The sequence below is a fragment of the Agrobacterium vitis genome, assembly GCF_037039395.1.
GTDB lineage: Bacteria > Pseudomonadota > Alphaproteobacteria > Rhizobiales > Rhizobiaceae > Allorhizobium > Allorhizobium vitis_E.
On the sequence record NZ_CP146242.1, the window covers coordinates 2,904,553 to 2,927,995 of the forward strand.

A 23,443-nucleotide genomic window follows, 5' to 3' on the forward strand; every position below is an offset into this window, starting at 1 on the left:
GTGTTTCACTCATTCTTCCCCAAGCCGAAATTGTTCTTCACTTCGGCTCTCGTCTGGACGCTTGTTGCGATCTTCGGCTGGTATCTATTCGCTGAGGGACTGGGAGGCAGTCTCGGTTTTGTGTCGCCGGAAGGCACGGCGGAACCCTATGACCTGACCTATTTCCTGATGCCGGAAAATCTATGGTTCTACGGCTATTTCCTGCTGTGTCTCGGCGTGTTCGGCGCGGTCTGGAGCATTATTGCCAGAGATCACGAATGGAAGCTCTGGTCGATATGGGGTTCCATGCTGATCATCGTTGTTACCTATTTCGGCGTGCAGATTTCCGTAGTTATCAATAATTATCGCCGCCCTTTCGGCGACTTGCTGCAAAATGCGCTCGCGCAAAAGCCAGGCATAACAATATGGGATTTCTACAATCTGCAGATCATTTTCGTGCAGATTGCCTTTCTCAGCATGTTCGTGTCGATCCTGTCGGACTTCTTCACTAGCCATTATATTTTCCGCTGGCGCACGGCGATGAACAATTTCTACATGTCGAAGTGGGAGAAACTGCGCCATATCGAGGGTGCTTCGCAGCGTGTTCAGGAAGATACCATGCGGTTTTCCTCGACACTCGAAGGCCTTGGCATAAGCCTTGTCAATTCGGTCATGACGCTGGTTGTTTTCCTGCCAATCCTGTTTTCTTTGTCGTCATACGTGGGCGAACTGCCTGTCATAGGCGAAATTCCGCATGCGCTCTTTTGGCTCGCTTTGTTCTGGTCGGCCTTCGGTACCGTTTTGCTAGCCGTCGTTGGCATTAAGCTTCCAGGGCTAAATTTCCGCAATCAGCGCGTCGAAGCCGCCTATCGTAAAGAACTTGTTTATGGTGAAGACCACGAAGATCGCGCTCAGCCTATAACCGTGAAAGAACTGTTCGGAAATGTTCGGAAGAATTATTTCAGAATGTATTTCCATTATCTCTATTTCAACGTTGCTAGATATTTTTATCTTCAGGCGGATGCGTTGTTTTTGACTTTCATATTGGTGCCGACCATCGTCGCCGGCAAGATTACCTACGGCATCTTTCAGCAGATCCTCACAGCCTTTGGACAGGTTAGCAATTCCTTCCAATATCTCGTGACCTCCTGGACCACGATCATCGAACTGCTCTCGATCCATAAGCGCCTGAAAGCGTTTGAGGCGGCCATTGACGATCAACCGTTGCCGGATATCGACCAGCGCTATCTGGCGCGGGAAGAAATCGACGGCGAGATTGCGGCTGATAAGCCCTACTGATTAAGGGTGGCTTTCACCTAAAACGAAGACTCGGCACCTAAAACGAAGACCCGGCCGGATTTTTCCGGCCGTTCTGTTTTTCCAATATCGCCACAGCTTCCGAATAGCTGACGCAGGCGACATCGTCTCTGTGGCAGACATCCGTCACCAGTCGCTCCATTGCCCGCCAATAGGCGGCGCCGTTCATCAACACGAAGTGGAAGCCGAACTGCACGGGTTTGCGGTCGCCGTTATACTGCGCCTCGAAGGCGGTTTTGAACGCCTGATAGGTGCGGTCCTCAAATTCGGCGCTTTTCGACGGATTGTCGAAGCCCGCCGAATGGCGCACGAATATGTTGTAATCCATGCCGATGATCGGGCGGTTGCCCGGTCCTTCCGGGATCAGTGGCAGGCCAAAGCGGGTGAGATTGCCGTCCTGTTCGGGCTCTTGTGGTCCTTTGGTGACGAGGCTGGCGTCATAGAGAAAACCAGCCTGTTTTTCGGCCTCCACCATGCCTTTGCTGGTGGAGAGGTAGGGTGCGCGAAACCCTTTGATGCCGGTCTTGACGAACTCCTGCCAGCCTTCCGGTTCCTTGTCAGCCACGCCATTCTGTTTCCAGGCCCTGGCCATCACGGTTTTTACCGTAGAGAATTCGCTCAGCCAGTCTGCCTTGCTCCAGTCCTTGCCGTCGAAATGGCCGCAGGCATGGCTGGAAATATCATGCCCGGCGAGATGCGCGGTCCAGATGTGCTGAAGTCTTGCCGCGGCATCGGCCTCGTCAGGGGCAAAGCCGACATTGGACTTGCCGGGCTTTTGCTGCGGGGCCTGATAGGCTTTCGAGGCTGGCCCTCGGGCAATCAGCGTCGTGCACGAAAGAAAATAGGTGAAATGGGCATTGGCCCGGCTGGCGATCTCGCCGCTGCGCTCCCAAAGCCTGTTATCGGCGGCACCATCGAAGGAAATCAGCAGCAATTGCTTCGGCTTTTGCGGAGTTTTCACTGCATCCTGAGCAAAGGCGATGCCCGGCACACACAATGCGGCCAGCAGGGTTCGCAGCGATGATGAGAAAAGCGGGCGGGGCGGGACCAAATGAATAACCTTGTGTGAACAGAGCATCGCACCGAAAAGTGGAAACCGGTTTTCGGACAATACGATGCGAAAAAAACCTAGAGCGGGTCCGCTGCTTGCCGGGCAAATGCGGCGAAGCTTTGATGGTCATGGCTGTATCGTTCGCCCCAATCGTCTGGCGTTTACGGTCGTTCCCCCCAAATTATGCAGGCTGGTCAAGAGCAGGCCGACCGGCTATCTCTATGGTCTTTCATTCGCGGGGGATTTTTATGTCTGTCCTTATTCTCGGTCTGTTGTTTTTCACATTGGTGCATCTCACCCGGACGATTGCGCCGGGCTTTCGCGATTCCATGGTGGCCCGCCTCAGCCTGAACGGCTGGAAGTCGCTGTTTTCAGTCCTGTCTCTGCTGGGCATTGCCATTATTGCCTATGGCTACAGTATCGCGCCAATCGTCAATGTCTGGTTTCCACCGGCTGGCATGACTCATATGACGCTGACCCTGATGGTCATCGCGATGATCTGTCTGGTGGCCAGCCTTCTCCCGGCTGGCCATATCGCTGCAAAAACCAAGCATCCCATGGTTCTCTCGGTGAAAATCTGGGCGCTGGCGCATTTGCTGTCGAATGGCGATCTGCGCTCGATCCTGCTGTTCGGCTGGTTGCTGGCCTGGGGCGTCGTCCTGCGGATCTCCTTGAAGCGCCGGGAGCGGGCGGGACTGCTGGTGCGCGCACCTTTCGTGTCGGCCAAATACGATGTCTATGCCGTGGTCATCGGTCTGGTCGCCTATGTCACTATCCTTCTCAAGCTGCATGAAGTGCTGATTGGCGTGTCGCCATTGCCAATGTAATCGCGCTTTTTGATGGGGAGATGGGTGTTTTGCCCTTCTCCCCCTTACATCGGCGCAAAAATCGGGTAGAAGGCCCTGCATCTTGTTATGTATTCGACAGGCCCAGATATCCGGACAATGTAATGGCAAATCAGAACGACAGCTTTATCCGCGAAGTCAATGACGAGCTTCGCTCCGAACAGATGCGCCGTTTCTGGCGGCGTCTGGGGCCAGTGTTCATTGGCATTGCCGTGCTGATCGTGGTGGGCACCGCCGGATACCGGCTTTATGATTATTACACGGACGACCGTTCCTCCAAGTCCGGCGACCGCTTCTTAGCGGCGACCAGGCTGGCGACAGATGGCAAGAATGATCAGGCACTGAGCGATCTGCAAGCCCTGGAAAAAGACGGGTTCGGCGCCTATCCGGTACTGGCGAAGCTTCGGGCGGCCTCTCTTATGGCGGAGAAGGGCGATGCCAAGGCGGCGATCGATGCCTTTACCGCCATCGGCAAGGATAACAGCGTTCCGCAAGTGATCCGCGATGTCGCCCATATCCGCGCCGCCTGGCTGCTGATCGACAACGGCACCTATGAACAGGTGTCCACTGAGGTCGAAGCGCTGGCAGTGCCCGGCCAGGGCCTTCGCCATTCCGCCCGTGAGGCGCTCGGTCTTGCCGCCTACAAGGCTGGCCAGATGGAACGCGCCCGCGAATGGTTCCAGCAGATTACCGAGGACAGCGAGGCACCGCGCAACGTGGCCAACCGCGCCCAGATCATGCTGGACAACATCGCTGCCGCCGGCAAGGCGTCCTGACACTTTCAACGGGCTACTGCGCAACGTTGTTGCGCTGTCGCCCGACATGCTCTCACGCATCGGATCGAAAACCGCTTCACAGGTTTCGCTCCGATGCGCTACTGTTTTAAAGTCCGCTTGAAGACGGGCTGGATATAACCGGATACCAAATTATCATGAGCTTTACCGTCGCCATCGTCGGACGTCCCAATGTCGGCAAATCCACCTTGTTCAACCGTCTGGTCGGCAAGAAACTGGCGCTTGTCGATGACACGCCGGGCGTAACCCGCGACCGGCGGCCCGGTGAGGCCAAGCTGGTGGACCTGCGCTTCCACATCGTCGATACCGCCGGTCTGGAAGAGGCTGGCGCCGACACGCTGGAAGGCCGGATGCGCGCCCAGACCGAAATCGCCATCGATGAGGCCGATCTGTCGCTGTTCGTGGTCGATGCGAAAATGGGCCTGACCCATGTGGACAAGGCGCTGGCCGATATGCTGCGCAAGCGCGGCAAGCCGGTCGTGCTGGTGGCCAACAAGTCCGAAGCCCGTGGCTCGGATGGCGGCTTTTACGATGCCTTCACGCTTGGCCTTGGCGAACCCGTACCGATTTCCGCCGAGCACGGCCAGGGGATGATCGATCTGCGCGACGCCATTGTCGAGGCTATCGGCGTTGACCGCGCCTTTCCCGAAGACGATGACGACGTGGCCGAGACCGATATCGTCCTTAGGCCCACCGTCGAGGGTGAGGATGACGAGGAAGATCTGGCCTATGACGATACCAAGCCGCTGCGGGTTGCCATTGTCGGACGCCCGAATGCCGGAAAATCAACGCTGATCAATCGCTTCCTCGGTGAGGACCGGTTGCTGACCGGCCCGGAGGCCGGGATTACCCGCGATTCGATTTCGGTGGAATGGGATTGGCGTGGCCGCACCATCAAGATGTTCGACACGGCGGGCATGCGCCGCAAGGCGCGGGTGATCGAGAAGCTGGAAAAGCTGTCGGTGGCCGACACGTTGCGCGCCATTCGCTTTGCCGAAACCGTTGTCATCGTCTTCGACGCCACCATTCCCTTTGAAAAGCAGGATATCCAGATCGTCGATCTGGTGCTGCGCGAAGGCCGCGCCGCTGTGCTCGCATTCAACAAATGGGATCTGGTGGAAGATCCGCAGGCGGTGTTGGCCGAGTTGCGCGAAAAGACCGAACGGCTCCTGCCACAGGCGCGCGGCATTCGCGCCGTTCCTATGGCTGGCCAGACCGGCTACGGCCTTGAAAAGCTGATGCAGTCGATCATCGACACCGACATGGTGTGGAACAAGCGGATCTCGACCGCCAAGCTCAATCGCTGGCTGGACAGTGTCCAGACCCAGCATCCGCCACCGGCGGTTTCCGGTCGCCGGTTGAAGCTGAAATACATGACGCAGGTCAAGGCCCGCCCGCCCGCCTTCATGATTTCCTGCACCAGGCCCGATTCCGTGCCGGAAAGCTATATCCGCTACCTCACCAACGGTTTGCGCGCCGATTTCAATATGCCGGGCGTGCCGATCCGCATTCATTTGAAGGCGTCGGAAAATCCGTTTGAGAATAAGCGGAAAAGGCGCTGATTCAACTTTCCAAGGCTTGGTTGATTGTCTTCTTCCGCCGCATCAGCATCCGTCTGCGCCCCTGCGTCTTGGCCTCGATGACATTGTCGAGAAACTGGCGGGTAGCAGACGCCCAGGAATAGGTTTCCGCCAAGGCTCTGGCCTGGCTGCGAGAGCAGGCGAGCGCTTCAAGGCAGGCGGCTTTCAGCTCGTCATTGAGCGCGCCAGCCTTGGGATCAGAGATGATGTCGATCGGTCCGGTGACGGGAAAGCCTGCCACGGGCACGCCGCAGGCCAATGCTTCCAAGATCGTATTGCCAAACGTGTCGGTTTTCGAAGGAAACACGAAAACATCGGCCTGCGCATAGGCGCTTGCCAGCTCGGCGCCGAATTTGACGCCGGTAAACAGCACGTCCGGATAGCGTTCCGCCAATTCGGCGCGGGCCGGGCCATCGCCCACCACCACTTTCGAACCCGGCAGGTCGAGATCGAGAAAGGCCGGCAGGTTTTTCTCCACCGCGACCCGGCCAACCGTCATGAAGATCGGGCGGGGCAGGCCAAAGGGGTTTGCCTCAAGCGGCTGCGGGTGGAACAGTTCGGTATCGATTCCCCGGCTCCAGAGCCGCAAATTGCCGATCTTGCGGTCTTCCAGCTCTCGTTTCAGGCTTTCTGTCGCCACCATGCAGGCGCCGCCAGCGCGGTGAAACCAGCGCACATAGGCATAGAGCAGCGAAAGCGGCAATGGCAGGCGGGCGGCGACATATTCGGGAAACCGGGTGTGATAGCTGGTGGAAAAGGCGAGGCCCTGGCTCAGGCACCAGCGCCGCGCCAAGAGACCCAGCGGCCCTTCGGTGGCGATATGGATCAGGTCCGGGCGGCTCTGCTTGATCGCGGCGGCAATCCGCCAGGGGCTGGCCAGCGACAGGCGGATTTCCGGGTAGGTCGGCATGGGCAGGCTGCGATAGTCCGCCGGGGTGACCATGGTGACGTCAACGCCCATCCTGGTCAGTTCGGCATTGGTGTTTTCAATGGAGCGCACCACGCCATTCACCTGCGGATGCCAGGCATCGGTCACGATCGTCAATCTCATCGCGCGTGCTCCTCGATCCGATGCGGCTTCACGGACAGGTGGCGTCATCCCGCTTGAAATGCTCCCCCGGCGAAACGGCAGCCTGCTATCGGGTGCCGTTTCGCCGGGGAATCACGCAGAAGCCCCCGCCACTGTCCTTTGGCTTATGGGCCAGCATTGTAACAAAGGAATGAAGGTGGATTGATCGCCTGACTTGACCATCGCCACTGGTCATCGCGGCATTGAGCCCTATAGTCTTGAAGTGCCGAATTTTTTGAGCAGAGGATGGGCCATATGCCGACCAAGACCGATCGTGCCAGCAAAACCACAGTGAACGCAGTGAGTGATTGGTGGCGCGGCGCGGTTATCTATCAGGTCTATCCACGCTCGTTTCAGGATACGACAGGCGATGGCATCGGCGACATCAAGGGCATAACCCAGCGCTTGCCCTATATCGCCTCGCTCGGTGTCGATGCCATCTGGCTGTCGCCGTTCTTCACCTCGCCCATGGCTGACATGGGCTATGACGTCTCGGACTATTGCGATGTCGATCCGATGTTCGGCACGCTTGCCGATTTCGACGAGATGATGAAGGAGGCCCATGATCTCGGCCTGAAAGTGATTATCGACCAGGTAATTTCCCATACATCCGACCAGCACCCCTGGTTCATTGAGAGCCGCTCCAGCCGCAACAATCCCAAGGCTGACTGGTATGTCTGGGCCAATGCCAAGCCGGATGGCACCGCACCGAGCAATTGGCTATCGGTGTTCGGCGGCCCGGCCTGGGAATGGGATGGGGTGCGCAAGCAATATTACATGCATAATTTTCTGGGCTCCCAGCCGGATTTGAATTTCCACAATCCGCAGGTGCAGCAGGCGGTGCTGGACGCCACCCGTTTCTGGCTGGAGCGCGGCGTGGATGGGTTCCGGCTGGATACCGTGAACTATTATTTTCACGACAAGGAATTGCGCAACAACCCGCCCCATGCCCCAGACAGCGGCGATGCCGGGCTCGATGCGCCGGATGTCAATCCCTATGGCATGCAGGAACATCTGCACGACAAGACCCAGCCGGAAAATATCGGCTTCCTGCAAAAACTGCGGGCGCTGCTGGATGAATATCAAGACCGCACCACGGTCGGCGAGGTTGGCGATGGCGCGCGGTCGTTGAAAACCGTGGCCGCCTATACCAGTGGCGGCGACAAGCTGCATATGTGCTACACATTCGATCTGCTGGGGCCGCATTTCACGCCGTCGCATATTCGCGATTGTGTCACCTCCTTCCAGTCCATGGTTAGGGATGGCTGGGTGTGCTGGGCCTTTTCCAACCATGACGTGGTGCGCCATGTCTCGCGCTTTGCCCAGGGGCCGGAAGAGATGCCGCAGGTGGCCAAGCTTGCCATCAGCATTCTTGCCAGCATGCGCGGCTCGATCTGCCTTTATCAAGGCGAGGAACTCGGCCTGCCGGAGGCCGATCTTGCCTTTGAGGACCTGCGCGATCCCTATGGCATCCGCTTCTGGCCCGCATTCAAGGGCCGCGACGGATGCCGCACGCCGATGGTCTGGGAAAAAGCCAAGGCAGAGGCCGGTTTTACCAGCGGCAAGCCATGGCTGCCGGTTCAGCCGGAGCAGCAGGCTCTGTCGGTGGACGCCCAGGATAAAGATAAGAGCTCGGTGCTCAACCATTACCGCAACATGCTCGCCTTCCGCAAAGCCCATCCGGCCCTGCGCGATGGGTCAATGTCCTTCCTCGACATTAACGAGGATGTACTGGCCTTTCTGAGGGAGCAGAACGGCGACAAGCTGCTGTTCGTCTTCAACATGCGTCGCGGTCCGCAGGAAGTCCGGCTGCCCGAGCATATGATGGTGAAAGACGTCATCGCTCTGCCGGAGGCCCGCAGCACGTTTGAAAAGGGCGTGATTACGCTCGATGCGCTGGACGGTTTTTGCGCGCGGGTGTGAGGTGCGCGATCAAGCGAAGGCTACTCAGCGGCAACCGGGCTTCTTGTCTGGTCGCCTCGGCCTTCAATAAGGCCAGCAATGGAAATATCTTCGTCCAGATCGTCCCAATGAATGCCGGATATGCTCAATTCGAACTGATTTCGCTGCTCCGCCGAGGCCGTAAGCAGGCGCGGAAACCAGGCAAGCGGAATGCCCAGCACCCGGCCATCGCTAAGCGAAACCCACATGCTATCGTCATCGAAGCGGACATCAGTTGCCGAAATATTCACGCCAAGCCCTCGTAAATGCCGTACGGTTGTCTATGACGATCTTGATAATAGCAGATAATTCCCGACTGTTGAACCCGAAGCTCTCGGACAGTCCGATGGTTGGTTCCAGCCAGATTTTGGCTTCCCCCGAGCGCTGCGCACATGGACGTGGATTGGCTCTCGGGGATTGCCTTCATTCGAGTAAAAGAAGAATTTGTATGGGCCGTGGCGTAACAGGATGGGCATTGTTGTTTCCCTGTGAATCAACTAACCTGTCAATTTTAGGGTGGATTTGAGTGTGTTCAGGCGAATTAGCTTTTTTTGAGCGGCCAATGCATGGTTTCTAGCTTTGTCTCTCAGGAAAATATCGTAAAAACAATATGCTAGTTGTTTTTTTGGCTGTTTGATCTCATTGCTATATTGATGAGAGCGGCGTGGCGGGCTTTTGATTTATACGTTTATCCACAGATAAGCTGACTTTTTGCACGTGCTTAACTTTCCTCCAAGCAGAATTTTTAACACTCTTAAATCTGCAATCTCACCCAATCAGCATGAACTTATCGACATCCACCATGCCCTTGTCGGAAATCTTCAAATGCGGGATGACCGGCAGCGGCAGGAAGGCGACCTGCAAAAACGGCTCCTGCAAAGTGGTGCCAAGCGCGTAAGCCGCCTTGCGCAGCTCATGGAGTGTGTCGCGCACGCTCTCGAACGGCTCAAGGCTCATCAGACCCGCGACGGGCAGGGGGATTTCGCCGGTCACCTTGCCGTCTTCTACCACCACGAAGCCGCCCTTGATATCCGAGAGGCGGTTGGCGGCCATGGTCATGTCGTCTTCGGAGACACCGACCACGCAGATATTGTGGCTGTCATGGCCGACGGTGGAGGCGATGGCGCCCTTTTTCAGGCCGAAGCCCTGCACGAAGCCATTGGCGTGATTGCCGTTCTTGCCGTGACGCTCGATGACCGCGACCTTGATGATGTCGCGATCGAGATCGACACTGGTCTGGTTGCCGGAGGCGGGCAGGCGGTAGCGGCGATATTCGGTGATGATCTTGCCCGGCAATACGCCCATGACAGGCACTTCGCCGTCACTGACAGGCACGGCAAAATCAGCCGACTTGACGATCCTGGCCTTGACGCTGTCGAGGCCAACCGGGGCCACCGGCTTGCGGGTGGCAAACAAAGCGTCGGTGACACGGCGACCGGCCGCAAACACGGTCTCGGCCTTGCAGTTTTCCAAACTGTCCACCACCACCAGATCGGCCCGCCAGCCGGGGGCAACCAGGCCGCGATCCCGCAGGCCAAAGGCGCGGGCCGCCGAAATGGAGGCGGCGCGGTAGATGGCCAGCGGCTCCACACCATGGGCTATGGCGGTGCGGATCATGTAATCCAGATGGCCTTGCTCGGCGATATCAAGCGGGTTGCGGTCATCGGTGCAGAGCGCCAGAAAGGGCGAGAGCCGCTCGGTTATGATTGGCATCAGGGCGTGCAAATCCTTGGAAACCGAGCCTTCGCGCACCAGAATATGCATGCCCTTGCGGATCTTCTCCAGCGCTTCTTCCGCCGTGGTGCACTCATGCTCGGTGCGGATGCCCGCCGAAAGATAGCCGTTCAGATCGTTGCCGCGCAAAAGCGGCGCATGGCCATCGATATGGCCGCCCTGAAAGGCTTCCAGCTTGGCCATGCAGATCGGGTCCTTGTGGATGACCCCGGGGAAATTCATGAATTCGGCAAGGCCGATCACCTTCGGATGGTCGCGGAATGGCAAAAGCCGCTCGATGGGCAGGTCGGCGCCCGAGGTTTCCAGATGGGTCGCGGGCACGCAGGAGGAAAGCTGCACGCGGATATCCATGATGGTTTCCAGCGCCGATTCCAGGAAGAACTCGATGCCCTCAGTCCCCAGCACATTGGCGATTTCATGGGGATCGCATATGACAGTCGTTACTCCGTAAGGCAGCACGCAGCGGTCGAATTCATGCGGTGTGACCAGCGAGCTTTCGATATGCAGATGCGTGTCGATAAAGCCCGGCACGACGATCTTGCCGGATATGTCGATTTCCTCACGGCCCTGATAGGCCCCGCAGGTGCCGACAATGGTATCGCCGCAGATGGCAATATCGCTTTCCACCAATTCGCCGGTAACGAGATCGAAAAACCGGCCGCCTTTCAGCACGATATCAGCGGTTTCGCGGCCGACGCCCTGGTCGATGCGGCGTTCCAATGGGCTCATGGATGTGGCTCCTTCGGTCTCAGGTCTGGATGAGCGTCAAACGCCGCTCGAAAAAGCTGGGCTGTGGGCGATCCTTCCCCAGCAATGTCAAAATCTCTCTAGCACACTCTTCAGGCGTCTTGTCTGTGGTATCGACTTGCAAATCATAGGTGCCATGCTCATGCACAGCCATTTGCCAGCGTTGTACGGGGTCCGGCACCGGATCGTCCGCTGAGCCCTGTAGATAGGTTATCGCACCATTCGACGCGGATGCGGCCCGCCGCGCCATGATCGTCGCCAGCGCGCAATGGACGCCGATGAACAGCGCCGGCAGGCCAGCCAGCCGTCTGGCGCAATCATCCAGGATATGCAGAGGCCGCGAATAGCCATCGTGATAACCTGCATCGACCACCACATTGATGCCCAGCCGGCTATGGGCAGCAATCGTTTCATGCAGGGCGCTGTAGAGTTGCTGAACCAAAGCTTCTTTTTCCGGGTGCTCGCCGCCGGGCCGCAAGCCGATGCCGGGCCTGTGCCTTTCGCTGAGCGTTGCCATCTGTGCATCAACGCCAAGATTGACCCAGAGACCCGGAAAGCTGTCCAGCACTACCTTTGCGATGCTGGATTTACCGGAACGCGGCGCCCCGTTCAGGATCAGGATCTGTCCCGCAGAACCGATCTCCCGTATCGTGTCCAGCCTCACGCCTCGACGGTCACGGTAAAGCCGTGGCGGGTGCTATCGCCGGGGGCGAGTGTGACGGTATAGGGCCGTTCCACCAGTTCGCTGCTCTTGCCATGGCGGGCGGCCATGCCGTGCCAGGGCTCGATGCAGATGAAGGGCGCGCCGGGCTTTTGCCAGAGCGCCAGATTGGGCAGGTTTTCAAAGCGGAAATGCAGGCTGGCCGCATCCTTGGCGCCATAGGTCAATTCCGTCCCAGTCCCTTCGGGAAAGATCATCGCGTCTTCCTCGAACTGGCTCTTGTCCAGCACCAGCCGTCCGGCATGGAAGGGTGAGGGGCGGGCTTCTTCGGCCAGCAAGCCGCCACCCAACCGTAACAGGGCAGGCTCGGCGCCATTTTCCAGCGTGATCGTGTGTGGCTTGCCATCCGCCCCCGGCAAGGGCCAGAGAAAAGCCGGATGGAAGCCGAGGCCATAGGGCATGGGCGTGTCGCCGCGATTGCTGACCGTGGCGGACACCGTCAGGGCAGCACCATTCAGCCGGTATTCCAGCACCAGCGAAAAATCGAAGGGATAGACCGCTTTGGTCTCATCATTGGCCGTCAGTTCGTGGCGACAGAAATCGGCTCCAGCTTCCAGCAGCGAAAATTCGCGGCGTCGGGCAATGCCGTGTTGCGCCATGGAATAGGGCTTGCCATTGATCAGCAGCGTATCGTCCTTAGCCTTGCCGACAATCGGAAACAGAACGGGCGAACGCCCGCCCCAATAGGCCGCATCACCATGCCAGAGTAGGGGGTTGCCATCTTTTTTTACGGTGAGGGCCTGCATTTCCGCGCCAAGCGAGGAGATCTGCACAGTAAGCTGGTCATTGCCGATCTCAGTCAGTGTAGGCATGGGCATCTCTCTCTTGGGCTGGAATAGTCAGGCGGTCGTTGATCTCTATATAGTTACAATGTGAATACCTGAATGGTCAGAGGGTACAATGCATGGAGCTGAGCGGAATTGCTTCGCCTCCTCTTGCCTCTGCCGCCACCTTCTCCCCGCAGGGGAGAAGAACGCAGGAGCCGCAACTGTCGTCTGCATTACGGATTGTTCTTGCTGCCATTGTAACGCATTTTACCCGCTCTTCATGGCACATAAACGGCAAAAGACGCGGATGGTGGCACCCGCGTCTCATGTCATGGCTGAATTATTCAGCGGCGACGGTCTTGCCGCCTTCCCATTTGTACATGGAGAAGCTCTGCGAGGTGAGGTCGCCGGTTTCGCCATAGGTCAGCTTGCCGATGGCGGTTGGGATCGGGTCGCCGGATTTGATCGCGGTGGCGACAGCTTCGGCATCCTCGGCGCTGCCGACCTTTTCGATGCCAGCGGCAATGACCTGCACGGCGGCGTAGGCGTTGAGCGTGAAGGCTTCCGCCGGAATGCCCTTGGCGGTCAGCGCATCGGCGGCAACCTTGGAATCCGGGTTTTTCAGCGCGTCGGCGGCATTGGTGAACAGCGTGCCATTGGCAGCGTCGCCGCCGACAGTGGTATATTCGCTGTTGGATAGGCCATCGCCGGCCACCACCACGGCTTTCAGCCCGGCATCCTTCATCTGGCGCACCAGCAGGCCTGCTTCGGGATGATAACCGCCAAAATACAGCACTTCGACATTGGCCGACTTCAACCGGGTGACGAGCGCGCTGAAATCCTTTTCGCCTGCCGTCAGCGAATCGTTGAACACTTCAGTGACGCCGCCTGCATTGAGCGCGGCCTTGAAGGCATCCGCCAGACCCTTACCATACTGGCCCTTGTCATTGAGGATGGCGATTTTCTTGTCCTTGAAATGGGCCAGCACATATTTGGCCGCCACATCGGCCTGCTGGTCGTCACGCCCGCAGGTGCGCAGCACGGTCGGCAAGCCGCGCTTGGTCAGGCTGGGGGCCGTGGCGGTCGGGGTGACCATCAGCGCGCCGTTTTCCGCCAGCACGTCGGAGGCCGGAACGGCGACGCCTGACGTCACCGGGCCAACCACGAAACGCACACCTTCACCAACCAGCTGGTTGGCGGCGGACACGCCTTGCTTCGGCTCGCCCGCATCGTCAGCGGTCTTCAGCACCAGCTTTTCGCCCTTGATGCCACCCTTGGCATTGATATCGGCAATCGCCGTTTCCGTGCCGTTCTTGATCTGCGCACCAATGGCCGCCAACGGCCCGGTCAGCGGCGCCATCAGACCAATGGTAATATCGGCATGGGCTGCGGGGGCAGCGGCGATAAGCGCGGCTAGCGCAGCGCTGGCCAAAAGATGAAGTTTCATAATCGTCTCCTTGGGTCGGCGCTCCGATCTATGCCGGTTTGCACGCCTTTCGGGTTGTTCTGTTTCGTTCCCCGCATTGACTGTGGATGTAACGGAAAACCCTGACAACCGAAAGGCCGCCAATATGCGGCAACAGATCAATATGTCTCTTTGAATGGGGCCGGATCATGCAAAATTTCATCTCTCCGCCGCCGTTGGATGAGGCGCTATCACGCCAGGCTGAAATCCTTCACTTGAAGATTGTCCGTCCACGCTCGGTCTCGTAGCCAAACACGGTCCCCGTGGCGGCATCGACGAAATAAAGTGTCGGCTGAACGAGAAAATACATCCAGTCCTTGTCTTCAGGGCAATCTTCGGACACGCCACTGATCACCCAGGTGTCGCGGTCCTCGATCATTCCTCGCTCTGCCGTCGTCAGGCTTTCCCGCAAAGGCGTATGCCGTCTTTGCGCAAGGAACTCCCGCAGCGCCTCTCTTGCCTCGTCCTCAGCGAGCATCTTCGATCAAGCCATAATATGCGTTCATTGTCGCTCCACCTACGGTTACCGGACCCAGAAGAATGCCTTGCGCTTCACGTTTCATATCCATAACCGTGATGCCGTATCTACCGTTCAGCGGGAATTGGATTCCCGCATAGTCACCGTTCCGAAGCCCTTGTGTTTTGGCCAAGCCGTAGGACTCGGCGGCCGCCTCTTCAATGTAGCGCAATATGTATGATCTCTTATAGGCGCTCATCCTGCTATAAAGAGCGGGCCGGCCCAACAGGGACAAAGCTTGGGTGAGGCGCTGATGAACTCGCTCATGATAGACGGTTTTGCGCAGATCGGTAATGGCTCCCGCCAATGGCTTCGATTCGAGATAGAAATTGCGACCGATCGTAGCCCGGTTGTCTCCTAACCGCGTTCCGCCTTGGCCAGCGTAAAGTTTGCGGGTGAATATCAACCTCGCTTCATACATACGGGTTGGTCCGGCCTTTGGCATAACACGCGCATACTCGCCGTAGCTCGGCATTTTGCTGCCCTCTGGGAAAGTGGTCTTAAAAGTCCCTTTTGGCTTGCCCTTGAGCAGCAGGCCGAGCACGACATCAACGCCGAGAATGGTGATGGCATCCGCCAGATCTTTGGCTGCTTTGTCTAGGTCGGCATCGTTGCGCGCACTGTTGGTGCCGACCGCGAAGGCCAACAATTTTTTTCCACCCTCAAGCGCAGCGCCACCGATCGTGATCCAGCCAGCCGTCAGCAGAATCACGTCAGCGATTTCCCCAACGCCAAAGAAATGCGACCCTGCCCAGATCAGCACGACGCCCGCCATGATGGCAAGCGACGTTGGGGTGATAAGCGCCAGCAGCCGGTTGCCGATATCAGCTGGTAGCAGGGCGGCTGCCTTGCGCAAGACTGTTTCAAGTTTTGCTTGCAGCGATAAGCCGGAGACGGATGCAGCAGATGTGGCGATATCCATGCGCGTTTCCCTTATTTTCGACTGTCTCGGCGGGAGGAATCCTCGATCCCCAGCGGAGCGCAACAAGGTGTCAACAATGGCGCAATTAGATCATCTTCAGGAGGGGCAAGCAATTGATCTTTATCTGGAAGCAATTGAAAAACAAGGGATAGAATACTGTATCGACGTGTGTGGACGTTTCCGATAGCGACATACGGTAAAGCGCTTCAACACATTATTCCGGCGGGTATGAAAAAAGGCGGCAGAAAAGCTGCCGCCTTCAAAGGGTTCAAAGCGGCGAGCGCCTCAAATATTGCTCATCAGCACCTTGCGCAGCTTGTCGAACAATTGGTCGATTTCGGCCTTGGAGATGATCAGCGGGGGTGAGAGCGCGATGATGTCGCCGGTGGTGCGGATCAGCAATCCGTCTTCATAGGCCTTCAGGAAGGCGTTGAAGGCGCGTTTGGTGGGTTCGCCGTCGATGGGTTTCAGCTCCACGGCGCCGATCAGGCCGATATTTCTGATATCGATGACATTGGGGCAATCGGCGAGGCTATGAAGCTGCTCTTCCCAATAGGGGGCAAGCTCGCTGGCGCGGGTCAGCAGGCCTTCGTCCCTGTAGGTGTCGAGCGTACCGAGGGCTGCGGCAGACGCAATCGGGTTGCCGGAATAGGTATAGCCGTGGAAGAACTCGATCATGTGTTCTGGGCCGGACATGAAGGCATCATGGATTTCGGCTGTGACGAACACGGCGCCCATCGGGATGACGCCATTGGTCAGGCCCTTGGCGGTGACGATGATGTCAGGCGTGACATCGAAATACTGAGCGGCGAACGGCGCGCCGAGACGGCCATAGCCGGTGATGACTTCATCAAAAATCAGCAGAATGCCGTGCTTGGTGCAGATATCGCGCAGCTTTTGCAGATAGCCCTTCGGCGGGATCAGCACGCCGGTCGAGCCTGCGACCGGCTCGACGATGACGGCAGCGACCGTGGAGGCGTCATGCAGGGTAACGATGCGCTCCAGCTCGGCTGCGAGATCGCCGCCATGCTCCGGCTGGCCCTTGGTGAAAGCGTTCTTTTCCGGCAGATGGGTGTGGGGCATGTGGTCTACGCCGGTCAAAAGCGTGCCAAACATCTTGCGGTTGGAGACGATGCCGCCGACCGAAATGCCGCCGAAATTGACGCCGTGATAGCCGCGCTCGCGGCCGATCAGGCGGAAGCGCGAGCCATTGCCTTTGACCCGGTGATAGGCCAGCGCCACCTTCAGCGCGGTCTCGACCGATTCAGAGCCGGAATTGGTGTAAAGCACATGCTCCATGCCGGCAGGTGCGATATCCACCAGGCGGTTGGCCAGCTCGAAGGCCTTGGGATGGCCGAGCTGGAAGGCGGGGGCGTAATCCAGCTCTCCGGCCTGCTGGCGGATCGCCTCTGTGATCAGCGGGCGGCAATGGCCGGCATTGACGCACCATAGACCCGCCGTGCCATCCAGAACCTGACGGCCATCATGGGTGGTGTAATACATGTCCTTGGCGCCGACGAACAGGCGCGGCTCCTGCTTGTATTGACGGTTGGCGGTAAACGGCATCCAGAAGGCGCGCAGGTCGTTTGGAATGGTGGTGCGATTGGACATGATATCTCCATGGCCCTTTCCGCGGGCCCTGTCAGTGGTTTCGGGGCCATATCCGGTGGTTTGATCGGCTGCGGGTTGAGCGTCTTCACACATTGAAGGTCATGTCGCAGTGACATGGACATATGGCGCTGTAACTGGCAAATCAGCCGTCCTGATAGGCCAGCCGCTCCGCATAAATTTACCGCGCGGTCAAAGTAGCAGCCGGCCTTGTGCCGTCAAGCGGCGAGAGCGCGGCTATCCTGAATAATCAGCGAAACCAGTGTTTCTCTTGATGCATAATTTCCTCATTACACTGGAATGGGTTCAAGGAGGAAATGGAGTGGTAACGCGATAGCGACGAGGCGCTTTGGCTGCGGTTGATAAAACGCAAGATACGGACGTGGCGCGGATTGCACGTTCAGCGGGCAAGGTCGGCGCAAGCTCGTCATGGGTATATGCCAGCATGATCAGATGCAGGATCGAAGGGCAGTTCGACAGCATCGATCGACCGGCGGCCACTGCTGCATAACTCTCTAAATCCCACGGGATTTGAAGTGTGCAGGAGCAGGAACAGACGCTTTTGTGAAGAGAGCGGGCTCCGAACTGCATTGGTGGTTCGGGGTCTGTCACCTGCTGGCCGGATAGGCTCATTTACGTCGTTTGACGAGCGCTGAAAGCCGCTAGTGGATTTTGAAAATCTGAAATTTTATGAGGCAGATTGCCTGTTCAGCTTGCTGTCAGGAATAGCCATTAATGCAGATTCGCGCTGGCTGCTGTGCCGCTGCTCTATTTTCCGCAGTTCATGCGGTAATAGTCTAGGCGGCCGGTGTGTTTTTAACACCAGGCCGCCTTTATGTTAGACCAAGCTGTTATGTCAGCGTTGTCATTCAAGCAGCGTTTCTGCTGCTTTCCTGATGGCAGAATATATCCTCGAGCGTGCCGAGCACTTTCATGACGGCATCCGACGTGCTGGAATAATAGATGGTCTGGGCATCGCGGCGGGTCTTGACCAGCTTCTGGGCGCGAAGCTTGGAAAGGTGCTGGGACAGCGCTGACTGGCTCAAGCCAACCTGCGAGGCCAGGACGCCGACCGGCACCTCACCTTGAACCAGGCTGCAGAGAATCATCAGTCGCTTAGGATTGGCCATGGCCGTGAGGAGGCCGGCAGCCGCATTCGAGTGATCAGACAAGTCATTGGCTTTCATCTCTCAATCTTCCTTTGAAGCGATGGCCTGCACACATGGCAGGCCCTGGTTGTTGCATCCCACAAGAAACCCTACGCCTTGAGTTTAGCAATATGAGGAGGATTGTATATGCCTAAATTTAAGGTATCGTTTCATCTTAATTAGTTTGGAGTGAAGGGTGTGTGTCCAAAGACACAATTTCACGCTCAAATTCGCATCTAAGCAGCCATTTACCCCAAAAAAAGTCGATTCCCGACGCATCCAACCCGCAGATTGTGACTTTTCCCTTGTGCTTTGCACCCGTATAATGGGGGTGGTTTTTTATGATTTGCAGAAGTCCATACCCTAAATCTTGTATGGTTTGCTCCTCGGTTTTGCCGTCGGCAAATATCAACTCTGTGCGAATCAACAAATCGTCTCCATCAAGGACAAAGGCTTTTCCGAACCCGCCGTTTAACGCGGCGCGTTGTGGCACGAGCTGAAAAAACAGAAAATCCGGAAAGTCGATATAAAGCTTGGCCTTTGGATGGCGGGCCAGAAACCGGCGGCGCATGGCCTGATGGATGTCGCTATCGGGGTCCACCGGGCTCGCCACGCATTGCACGCTGAGGCGCGGATAAGCGAGCGGATCGCCCTTGCCGGGTTCGCCGGCCAGCAGCGATACGCGCGGATCGGCCAGCATGGCCCGGGTATGCGCCGAGAGGCGCGAGACCAGAACGGTCAACGTTCCATCCGGCATGGTGCCCATCAGCACGCGGCTGACGAAAGGCCCGCCGGTTTGCGGATCGAGCACGCCCAGGGGGACATGGGTGGCGCTGCGCAACAGGGTTCGCGCCTGCCGCCGCGCCTCGTCATCGGTCGGACGGATGGGAGAGGGGCGGTCGATCATCGTTCTGTCTCATGGGTTTAAGGCTGGGTGGTGCTGGCTGAAGCTTCGACCATATCCCAGCGGCCCTTCACGCGAAAGCGTCAAGGGCCGCCACTTGCGGCATCACGGTTTTTATAAAACGCATGATATCGTAAGCGGCGGCCCTTGGCTCAACAGTGTCGTTCTGCGCTTTGCGCGCTCAACCTTGTGTAACAGCCTTTACTGCGTCAGGTCTGGCGGTGCCGGGTCAGGGCCGAGACCACATCCTGCGCGCCGATGGCGCCAATCACCATGCCGTTCTCGACCACGCCGACCAAGCCGGGCTGGCGGGCCATGGCGTCGAGAATATCGATCAGCGGCGTTTCCGGCGCGGCGGTGGCGGTAACGCCGAGACCCGGTGTGTGACTGGTGCCGGCAGTCATGACATCTCTCGCCGTCAGCATGCTGATCGGGTTCATGTTGCGCACGAAATCGGCGACATACTGATCCGCCGGGTTCTGGACGATCTGCTGCGGCGTGCCGCATTGGATGATCCGGCCGCTTTCCATGATGGCGATGCGGTTGCCGATCCGAAAGGCCTCGTCCAGATCGTGGCTGACGAACAGGATGGTCTTTTTCAGCCGGTGCTGGAATTCCAGCAGTTCATCCTGCAAGCGTGTGCGGATCAGTGGATCGAGTGCCGAGAACGGTTCGTCCATCAACAGGATCGGCGCACCGGTGGCAAAGGCGCGGGCGAGGCCAACCCGCTGCTGCATGCCGCCGGACAATTCGTCCACCTTGCGGTCGGCCCATTGCGTCAGGTTGACCAGTTCCAATTGCTCGGCAACGATTTTCCGGCGTTCCTTTTCGCCGACACCGGCCAATTCCAGGCCGAAGCCGATATTGTCGGCAACGCTGCGCCAGGGCAGCAGGCCGAATTGCTGGAACACCATCGAGACGCTGTGCATGCGCAGGTCACGCAATGCCTTGCGGCTGGCCTGGTAGGGATCGACGAAGCCATTGCGCGACTTGACCGACACCGAGCCGCGCACGACAGGCGCCAGCCCGTTGACGGCCCGCAGCAGTGTCGATTTGCCGGAACCGGACAGGCCCATCAGCACCAGGATTTCGCCTTCCTTCAAGGTCAGCGAAGCATTGGCCACGCCGAGGATGAGGCCGGTTTCCTTGTTGATCTCGTCGCGTGTCCGGCCCTGATCGACCAGGGCAAGCGCCTTCTGGGGCCGGTCGCCAAAGATGATGTCGACATTTCCAAAGATGACTGCATCGCTCATTGGTCATCTCCCGCCGATGGAATGCGGAACATCCGATCCAGAATGATTGCCAGGATGACGATACAGAGGCCCGCCTCAAAACCTCTGGCGATATTGACGGTATTCAGCGCCCGTACCACCGGAACGCCAAGACCGGCAGCGCCGACCAGAGCGGCAATCACCACCATGGACAGCGACAGCATGATGGTCTGGGTCAGACCCGCCATGATCTGTGGCAACGCATAGGGCAGCTCCACCTTGCGCAGCACCTGGGTGGGCGTGGCGCCGAAGGCAACGGCGGCTTCCACCAGGGATGAAGGGGTGGAGACGATGCCGAGCCGGGTCAGGCGGATGGGTGAGGGGACGGCAAAGATCACCGTGGCGATCAGGCCGGGCACCATGCCAAGTCCGAACAGGATTAGCGCCGGGATGAGATAGACGAAGGTCGGGATGGTCTGCATCAGGTCCAGCACCGGGCGCATCAGCGCGTAGATCCATGTGCGGCGGGCGGCCAGAATGCCGAGCGGCACGCCGATCACCATGCAGACGGCGGTGGAGGCCAGAACCAGCGCCAGCGTCTCGGTGGTTTCCTTGAAATAGCCCTGGTTGATGATCAGCGCCAGGCCGAGAAAAGTGAAGATCGCCACGAGAAGGGAGCGGCGTAGCAGCCAGGCGATAATGCTGATGGCAAGTGCCGTCACCAGCGGGTGGGGATATTGCAGCACGAACAGAACGCCATCGATACTGCTTGAAATGAGGTGGGAGAGCCAGTCGAAAAACCAGGCTCCATTGGCCGTCAGCCAGTCGACAACGACTTTGGCGGTAGGGCCGATGGGAATTTTGAAATCAGTCAGCCAATCCACTGAAACGCATCCTTTCGAGCATTTGCAGGAAATGCGTAAAAAAGAGAATAAGGAATAGCGGTGCCAGGGCGCAATGTGTCGCCCCGGCGCTATCGGTCACAGTCTGTTCAAGAATTGCTGCTGGCCTGGCGAAAATGGTGATTTCGAGAACCGGAACGGAGCATACTGAATGTACGTGAGTACAAGCATTCCAGGAAAAGTGCGAAGCAGTTTTTCGTTTGGAAATGCGATTGCATCATTCAAGCGCAGAAATTGCCATTTGCAGACGGCCAGCGGCGATTATTGAATAGACCGCCAGTGGTGCTTAGAGGCCAAGCTTGGTCTTGACAGCCGCCAGGCCGTCCTTGCCATCCTTGGTGGTGACGCCAGCCAGCCAGGGCTCGATCACGGTCGGGTTGGCCTTCAGCCAGGTCTTGGCAGCCTTGTCGGCGTCCTCGCCGTCATCGAGGATCTTGCCCATGATGGCATTTTCCATGTCGAGCGAAAACTTCATGTTGGTCAGCAGCTTGCCGACATTTGGACATTCCTTGGCATAGCCGCCGCGCGCCACCGTATAGACCGTCGCGCCACCGTAATTGGGGCCGAACACCGTATCGTCGCCATCGGCGAGATAGGTGATCTGGTGGGCGGTGTTCATCGGATGCGGCGCCCAGGCCAGGAAGATCACCGGCTTGTTTTCCTTGTCGGCGCGGGTCACCTGGCTCAACATGCCCTGTTCGGAGCTTTCGACGACGTTGAAGCCCTTGAGGCCGAACTTGTCGCCATCGATCAGCGACACGATCATGCCATTGCCTTCATTGCCTGGCTCAATACCGTAGATCTTGCCATCCAGATCGGCCTTGTGGGCGGCAATGTCCTTGAAGCTCTTGATGCCGAGCTTGGCACCGGCAGCGTTGGTGGCCAGCGTGTATTTGGCGCCTTCGAGATTGACGGTGACGCTGTCGATCGACTTGTCGTCGAGATATTGCTGGATGGCTTCCTTCTGGGCGGGCATCCAATTGCCGAGAAAGACGTCGATATCCTTGTTCTTCATCGAGGAATAGGTCACGGGCACGCCGAGCGTCTTGACGTCGGCCTTGTAGCCCAATGCCTCCAGAACGGTGACGAAGGAGGCATTGGTGGATGCCAGATCCGTCCAGCCGACATCCGAGATGCGAACGGTGCCGCAGCTGGCAGGTTCTGCCGCATAGGCAGCCGGGCTGAATGCTGCGACGCATCCGGCCAAAGCCAGCGCGTATTTTGGCAGTGCAAATTTCAGTGTCTTGGCAATTGGCATATTATGCTCCCTTTTTTAGTTCCCGGCATTATCAATACATAAACAGCCGAGGCAAGCCTGCGTGTTCGCGCCGGTCCATAGGGGCCATTTGCGACATTTTGTCATCACGCCTTAAAAATGCGCTGCATCGCCGTAAATCCGGGGGAAATGGCCTTGGCGACAAGCGCCTTGAAGGGCTTGCTCGGCGTTTGAAATTTTTTGGGACTGTGCATCTGAGGGCTGGAATTTCGCCTCTCCTCTGCGCAAAAACCGGGGGAATTTCGATTTTTCGGGTTAAAACCGCCCTGTTTTTGTGCTGCATGGCGGCGCGAGACAGGAAAGCCCAGGGAACGGTGCCAATGGCCAAGCTCTATTTCAATTATGCCGCCATGAATGCCGGTAAATCCACCATGCTGTTGCAGGCCTCCTATAATTATCAGGAGCGCGGCATGCGCACGGTGATTTTTGTCGCCGCGCTGGATGACCGGGCCGGGCGTGGCCGGGTTGCCTCCCGCATTGGGCTTTCCAGCCCCGCCGAAACCTTCGAGCCGGGAACCGACCTGTTTGCCGTGGTCGAGGCCATGCATGCGAGTGAGCCGATTGCCTGCGTTTTTGTCGACGAGGCCAATTTTTTGAGCGAGCACCATGTCTGGCAATTGGCGCGGATTGCCGACCGCCTGCATATCCCGGTCATGGCCTACGGGTTGCGCACGGATTTTCAGGGCCAGCTGTTTCCCGCCTCCCGGCTGCTGCTGGGCATTGCCGATGAATTGCGCGAGATCCGCACGATTTGCCATTGCGGCCGCAAGGCGACGATGAATGCCCGCTTCGATGCCAGTGGTCAGGTGACGCGCGAGGGTGAGCAGATCGAGGTTGGCGGCAACGAGAAATATGTGTCCTTCTGCCGCCTGCATTGGGATGAACTGTTCAATGGGTGACGCTCGGCTTGACGCTGGCGCCGAGATTTGACAGTCGGCAAGTTCA

Annotated in this window: 22 protein-coding genes and 1 pseudogene; 6 read left to right on the forward strand and 17 right to left on the reverse strand. The window is 58.0% G+C overall.

Features of this window, described 5'->3' with window-relative positions; translation table 11 throughout:
- Window positions 1-1,278: a peptide antibiotic transporter SbmA gene (gene sbmA / locus V6582_RS15935; RefSeq protein WP_337739185.1), complete on the forward strand. Its 1,278-nt coding sequence runs from the start codon at window positions 1-3 to the stop codon at window positions 1,276-1,278.
- Between the two features lie 37 nt (window positions 1,279-1,315).
- Here the strand turns inward: sbmA and V6582_RS15940 are convergent, their stop codons facing one another.
- Window positions 1,316-2,374 carry a polysaccharide deacetylase gene (locus V6582_RS15940; protein WP_234889593.1) on the reverse strand — a complete coding sequence of 353 codons (1,059 nt, stop codon included), beginning with the start codon at window positions 2,372-2,374 and terminating at the stop codon, window positions 1,316-1,318.
- A gap of 221 nt (window positions 2,375-2,595) precedes the next feature.
- On the opposite strand from V6582_RS15940, the gene V6582_RS15945 reads away from it, so the two are divergent.
- The 3 genes from V6582_RS15945 to der all read left to right on the forward strand — a co-directional run bounded on the left by V6582_RS15945 (window position 2,596) and on the right by der (window position 5,548).
- The gene (locus V6582_RS15945; RefSeq protein ID WP_156630873.1) at window positions 2,596-3,174 is read left to right on the forward strand and encodes an NnrU family protein; all 579 of its coding nucleotides are present in this window, start codon (window positions 2,596-2,598) and stop codon (window positions 3,172-3,174) included.
- A gap of 122 nt (window positions 3,175-3,296) precedes the next feature.
- Window positions 3,297-3,968, forward strand: coding sequence for a tetratricopeptide repeat protein (locus V6582_RS15950; RefSeq protein WP_156630874.1), 672 nt, complete (start codon window positions 3,297-3,299; stop codon window positions 3,966-3,968).
- A gap of 155 nt (window positions 3,969-4,123) precedes the next feature.
- Window positions 4,124-5,548: a ribosome biogenesis GTPase Der gene (gene der, locus V6582_RS15955; protein ID WP_015916784.1), complete on the forward strand. Its 1,425-nt coding sequence runs from the start codon at window positions 4,124-4,126 to the stop codon at window positions 5,546-5,548.
- Between the two features lies 1 nt (window position 5,549).
- Here the strand turns inward: der and V6582_RS15960 are convergent, their stop codons facing one another.
- Window positions 5,550-6,617 carry a glycosyltransferase family 4 protein gene (locus V6582_RS15960; RefSeq protein ID WP_234889594.1) on the reverse strand — a complete coding sequence of 356 codons (1,068 nt, stop codon included), beginning with the start codon at window positions 6,615-6,617 and terminating at the stop codon, window positions 5,550-5,552.
- Between the two features lie 273 nt (window positions 6,618-6,890).
- On the opposite strand from V6582_RS15960, the gene V6582_RS15965 reads away from it, so the two are divergent.
- Window positions 6,891-8,558 carry an alpha-glucosidase gene (locus tag V6582_RS15965; protein ID WP_156630876.1) on the forward strand — a complete coding sequence of 556 codons (1,668 nt, stop codon included), beginning with the start codon at window positions 6,891-6,893 and terminating at the stop codon, window positions 8,556-8,558.
- A gap of 20 nt (window positions 8,559-8,578) precedes the next feature.
- Here V6582_RS15965 and V6582_RS15970 read toward each other — a convergent pair whose 3' ends face one another.
- The 15 genes and pseudogenes from V6582_RS15970 to choX all read right to left on the reverse strand — a co-directional run bounded on the left by V6582_RS15970 (window position 8,579) and on the right by choX (window position 22,474).
- On the reverse strand, window positions 8,579-8,827 hold the full coding sequence (locus V6582_RS15970) for a DUF2442 domain-containing protein (RefSeq protein ID WP_070149037.1): 249 nt from the start codon (window positions 8,825-8,827) through the stop codon (window positions 8,579-8,581).
- A complete protein-coding gene (locus V6582_RS15975; RefSeq protein ID WP_349508958.1) occupies window positions 8,808-8,942 on the reverse strand; it encodes a hypothetical protein in 135 nt (44 codons plus the stop codon). Before V6582_RS15975 ends, V6582_RS15970 begins: the two co-directional genes overlap by 20 nt.
- A gap of 41 nt (window positions 8,943-8,983) precedes the next feature.
- A pseudogene (locus tag V6582_RS27580) lies at window positions 8,984-9,052 on the reverse strand (DUF4160 domain-containing protein); the annotation flags it as partial.
- A gap of 292 nt (window positions 9,053-9,344) precedes the next feature.
- Window positions 9,345-11,039: an adenine deaminase gene (gene ade / locus V6582_RS15980; protein ID WP_156630878.1), complete on the reverse strand. Its 1,695-nt coding sequence runs from the start codon at window positions 11,037-11,039 to the stop codon at window positions 9,345-9,347.
- A gap of 19 nt (window positions 11,040-11,058) precedes the next feature.
- Window positions 11,059-11,721: a chloramphenicol phosphotransferase CPT family protein gene (locus V6582_RS15985; RefSeq protein ID WP_337739186.1), complete on the reverse strand. Its 663-nt coding sequence runs from the start codon at window positions 11,719-11,721 to the stop codon at window positions 11,059-11,061.
- On the reverse strand, window positions 11,718-12,590 hold the full coding sequence (locus V6582_RS15990; protein ID WP_156630879.1) for an aldose 1-epimerase family protein: 873 nt from the start codon (window positions 12,588-12,590) through the stop codon (window positions 11,718-11,720). The genes V6582_RS15985 and V6582_RS15990 overlap by 4 nt, the downstream gene beginning before the upstream one ends.
- Window positions 12,591-12,885: 295 nt before the next feature.
- Window positions 12,886-13,992 (reverse strand): branched-chain amino acid ABC transporter substrate-binding protein, encoded by a 1,107-nt coding sequence (locus V6582_RS15995; protein ID WP_156630880.1) that lies wholly within the window; start codon window positions 13,990-13,992, stop codon window positions 12,886-12,888.
- A gap of 229 nt (window positions 13,993-14,221) precedes the next feature.
- Window positions 14,222-14,488 (reverse strand): hypothetical protein, encoded by a 267-nt coding sequence (locus V6582_RS16000; protein ID WP_156630881.1) that lies wholly within the window; start codon window positions 14,486-14,488, stop codon window positions 14,222-14,224.
- Window positions 14,478-15,449 (reverse strand): hypothetical protein, encoded by a 972-nt coding sequence (locus tag V6582_RS16005; RefSeq protein WP_156630882.1) that lies wholly within the window; start codon window positions 15,447-15,449, stop codon window positions 14,478-14,480. Before V6582_RS16005 ends, V6582_RS16000 begins: the two co-directional genes overlap by 11 nt.
- A 285-nt stretch (window positions 15,450-15,734) precedes the next feature.
- On the reverse strand, window positions 15,735-17,060 hold the full coding sequence (locus V6582_RS16010) for an aspartate aminotransferase family protein (protein WP_156630883.1): 1,326 nt from the start codon (window positions 17,058-17,060) through the stop codon (window positions 15,735-15,737).
- A gap of 866 nt (window positions 17,061-17,926) precedes the next feature.
- Window positions 17,927-18,244 carry an ArsR/SmtB family transcription factor gene (locus V6582_RS16015; protein WP_015916773.1) on the reverse strand — a complete coding sequence of 106 codons (318 nt, stop codon included), beginning with the start codon at window positions 18,242-18,244 and terminating at the stop codon, window positions 17,927-17,929.
- Window positions 18,245-18,380: 136 nt separating this feature from the next.
- Window positions 18,381-19,112, reverse strand: coding sequence for a HugZ family protein (locus tag V6582_RS16020; protein WP_156630884.1), 732 nt, complete (start codon window positions 19,110-19,112; stop codon window positions 18,381-18,383).
- Between the two features lie 206 nt (window positions 19,113-19,318).
- The gene (gene choV, locus V6582_RS16025; protein WP_156630885.1) at window positions 19,319-20,362 is read right to left on the reverse strand and encodes a choline ABC transporter ATP-binding protein; all 1,044 of its coding nucleotides are present in this window, start codon (window positions 20,360-20,362) and stop codon (window positions 19,319-19,321) included.
- Window positions 20,359-21,204 carry a choline ABC transporter permease subunit gene (choW, locus tag V6582_RS16030; protein ID WP_060719909.1) on the reverse strand — a complete coding sequence of 282 codons (846 nt, stop codon included), beginning with the start codon at window positions 21,202-21,204 and terminating at the stop codon, window positions 20,359-20,361. Before choW ends, choV begins: the two co-directional genes overlap by 4 nt.
- A 304-nt stretch (window positions 21,205-21,508) precedes the next feature.
- Window positions 21,509-22,474 (reverse strand): choline ABC transporter substrate-binding protein, encoded by a 966-nt coding sequence (choX, locus tag V6582_RS16035; protein WP_420360167.1) that lies wholly within the window; start codon window positions 22,472-22,474, stop codon window positions 21,509-21,511.
- Between the two features lie 344 nt (window positions 22,475-22,818).
- Between choX and V6582_RS16040 the strand changes: the two genes are divergently transcribed.
- Entirely contained in the window at window positions 22,819-23,397 is a 579-nt protein-coding gene (locus V6582_RS16040; RefSeq protein WP_156630887.1) for a thymidine kinase, read from the forward strand.
- The last annotated feature ends 46 nt before the right edge of the window (window positions 23,398-23,443 follow it).

What these genes read in the sequence shown, in the direction of transcription:
- V6582_RS15940 (WP_234889593.1), bottom strand. Translation starts at nt 2,374, where the DNA reads ATGCTCTGTTCACACAAGGTTATTCATTTGGTCCCGCCCCGCCCGCTT.
- V6582_RS15945 (WP_156630873.1), top strand. Translation starts at nt 2,596, where the DNA reads ATGTCTGTCCTTATTCTCGGTCTGTTGTTTTTCACATTGGTGCATCTC.
- V6582_RS15950 (WP_156630874.1), top strand. Translation starts at nt 3,297, where the DNA reads ATGGCAAATCAGAACGACAGCTTTATCCGCGAAGTCAATGACGAGCTT.
- der (WP_015916784.1), top strand. Translation starts at nt 4,124, where the DNA reads ATGAGCTTTACCGTCGCCATCGTCGGACGTCCCAATGTCGGCAAATCC.
- V6582_RS15960 (WP_234889594.1), bottom strand. Translation starts at nt 6,617, where the DNA reads ATGAGATTGACGATCGTGACCGATGCCTGGCATCCGCAGGTGAATGGC.
- V6582_RS15965 (WP_156630876.1), top strand. Translation starts at nt 6,891, where the DNA reads ATGCCGACCAAGACCGATCGTGCCAGCAAAACCACAGTGAACGCAGTG.
- ade (WP_156630878.1), bottom strand. Translation starts at nt 11,039, where the DNA reads ATGAGCCCATTGGAACGCCGCATCGACCAGGGCGTCGGCCGCGAAACC.
- V6582_RS15990 (WP_156630879.1), bottom strand. Translation starts at nt 12,590, where the DNA reads ATGCCTACACTGACTGAGATCGGCAATGACCAGCTTACTGTGCAGATC.
- V6582_RS15995 (WP_156630880.1), bottom strand. Translation starts at nt 13,992, where the DNA reads ATGAAACTTCATCTTTTGGCCAGCGCTGCGCTAGCCGCGCTTATCGCC.
- V6582_RS16000 (WP_156630881.1), bottom strand. Translation starts at nt 14,488, where the DNA reads ATGCTCGCTGAGGACGAGGCAAGAGAGGCGCTGCGGGAGTTCCTTGCG.
- V6582_RS16005 (WP_156630882.1), bottom strand. Translation starts at nt 15,449, where the DNA reads ATGGATATCGCCACATCTGCTGCATCCGTCTCCGGCTTATCGCTGCAA.
- V6582_RS16010 (WP_156630883.1), bottom strand. Translation starts at nt 17,060, where the DNA reads ATGTCCAATCGCACCACCATTCCAAACGACCTGCGCGCCTTCTGGATG.
- V6582_RS16015 (WP_015916773.1), bottom strand. Translation starts at nt 18,244, where the DNA reads ATGAAAGCCAATGACTTGTCTGATCACTCGAATGCGGCTGCCGGCCTC.
- V6582_RS16020 (WP_156630884.1), bottom strand. Translation starts at nt 19,112, where the DNA reads ATGATCGACCGCCCCTCTCCCATCCGTCCGACCGATGACGAGGCGCGG.
- choV (WP_156630885.1), bottom strand. Translation starts at nt 20,362, where the DNA reads ATGAGCGATGCAGTCATCTTTGGAAATGTCGACATCATCTTTGGCGAC.
- V6582_RS16040 (WP_156630887.1), top strand. Translation starts at nt 22,819, where the DNA reads ATGGCCAAGCTCTATTTCAATTATGCCGCCATGAATGCCGGTAAATCC.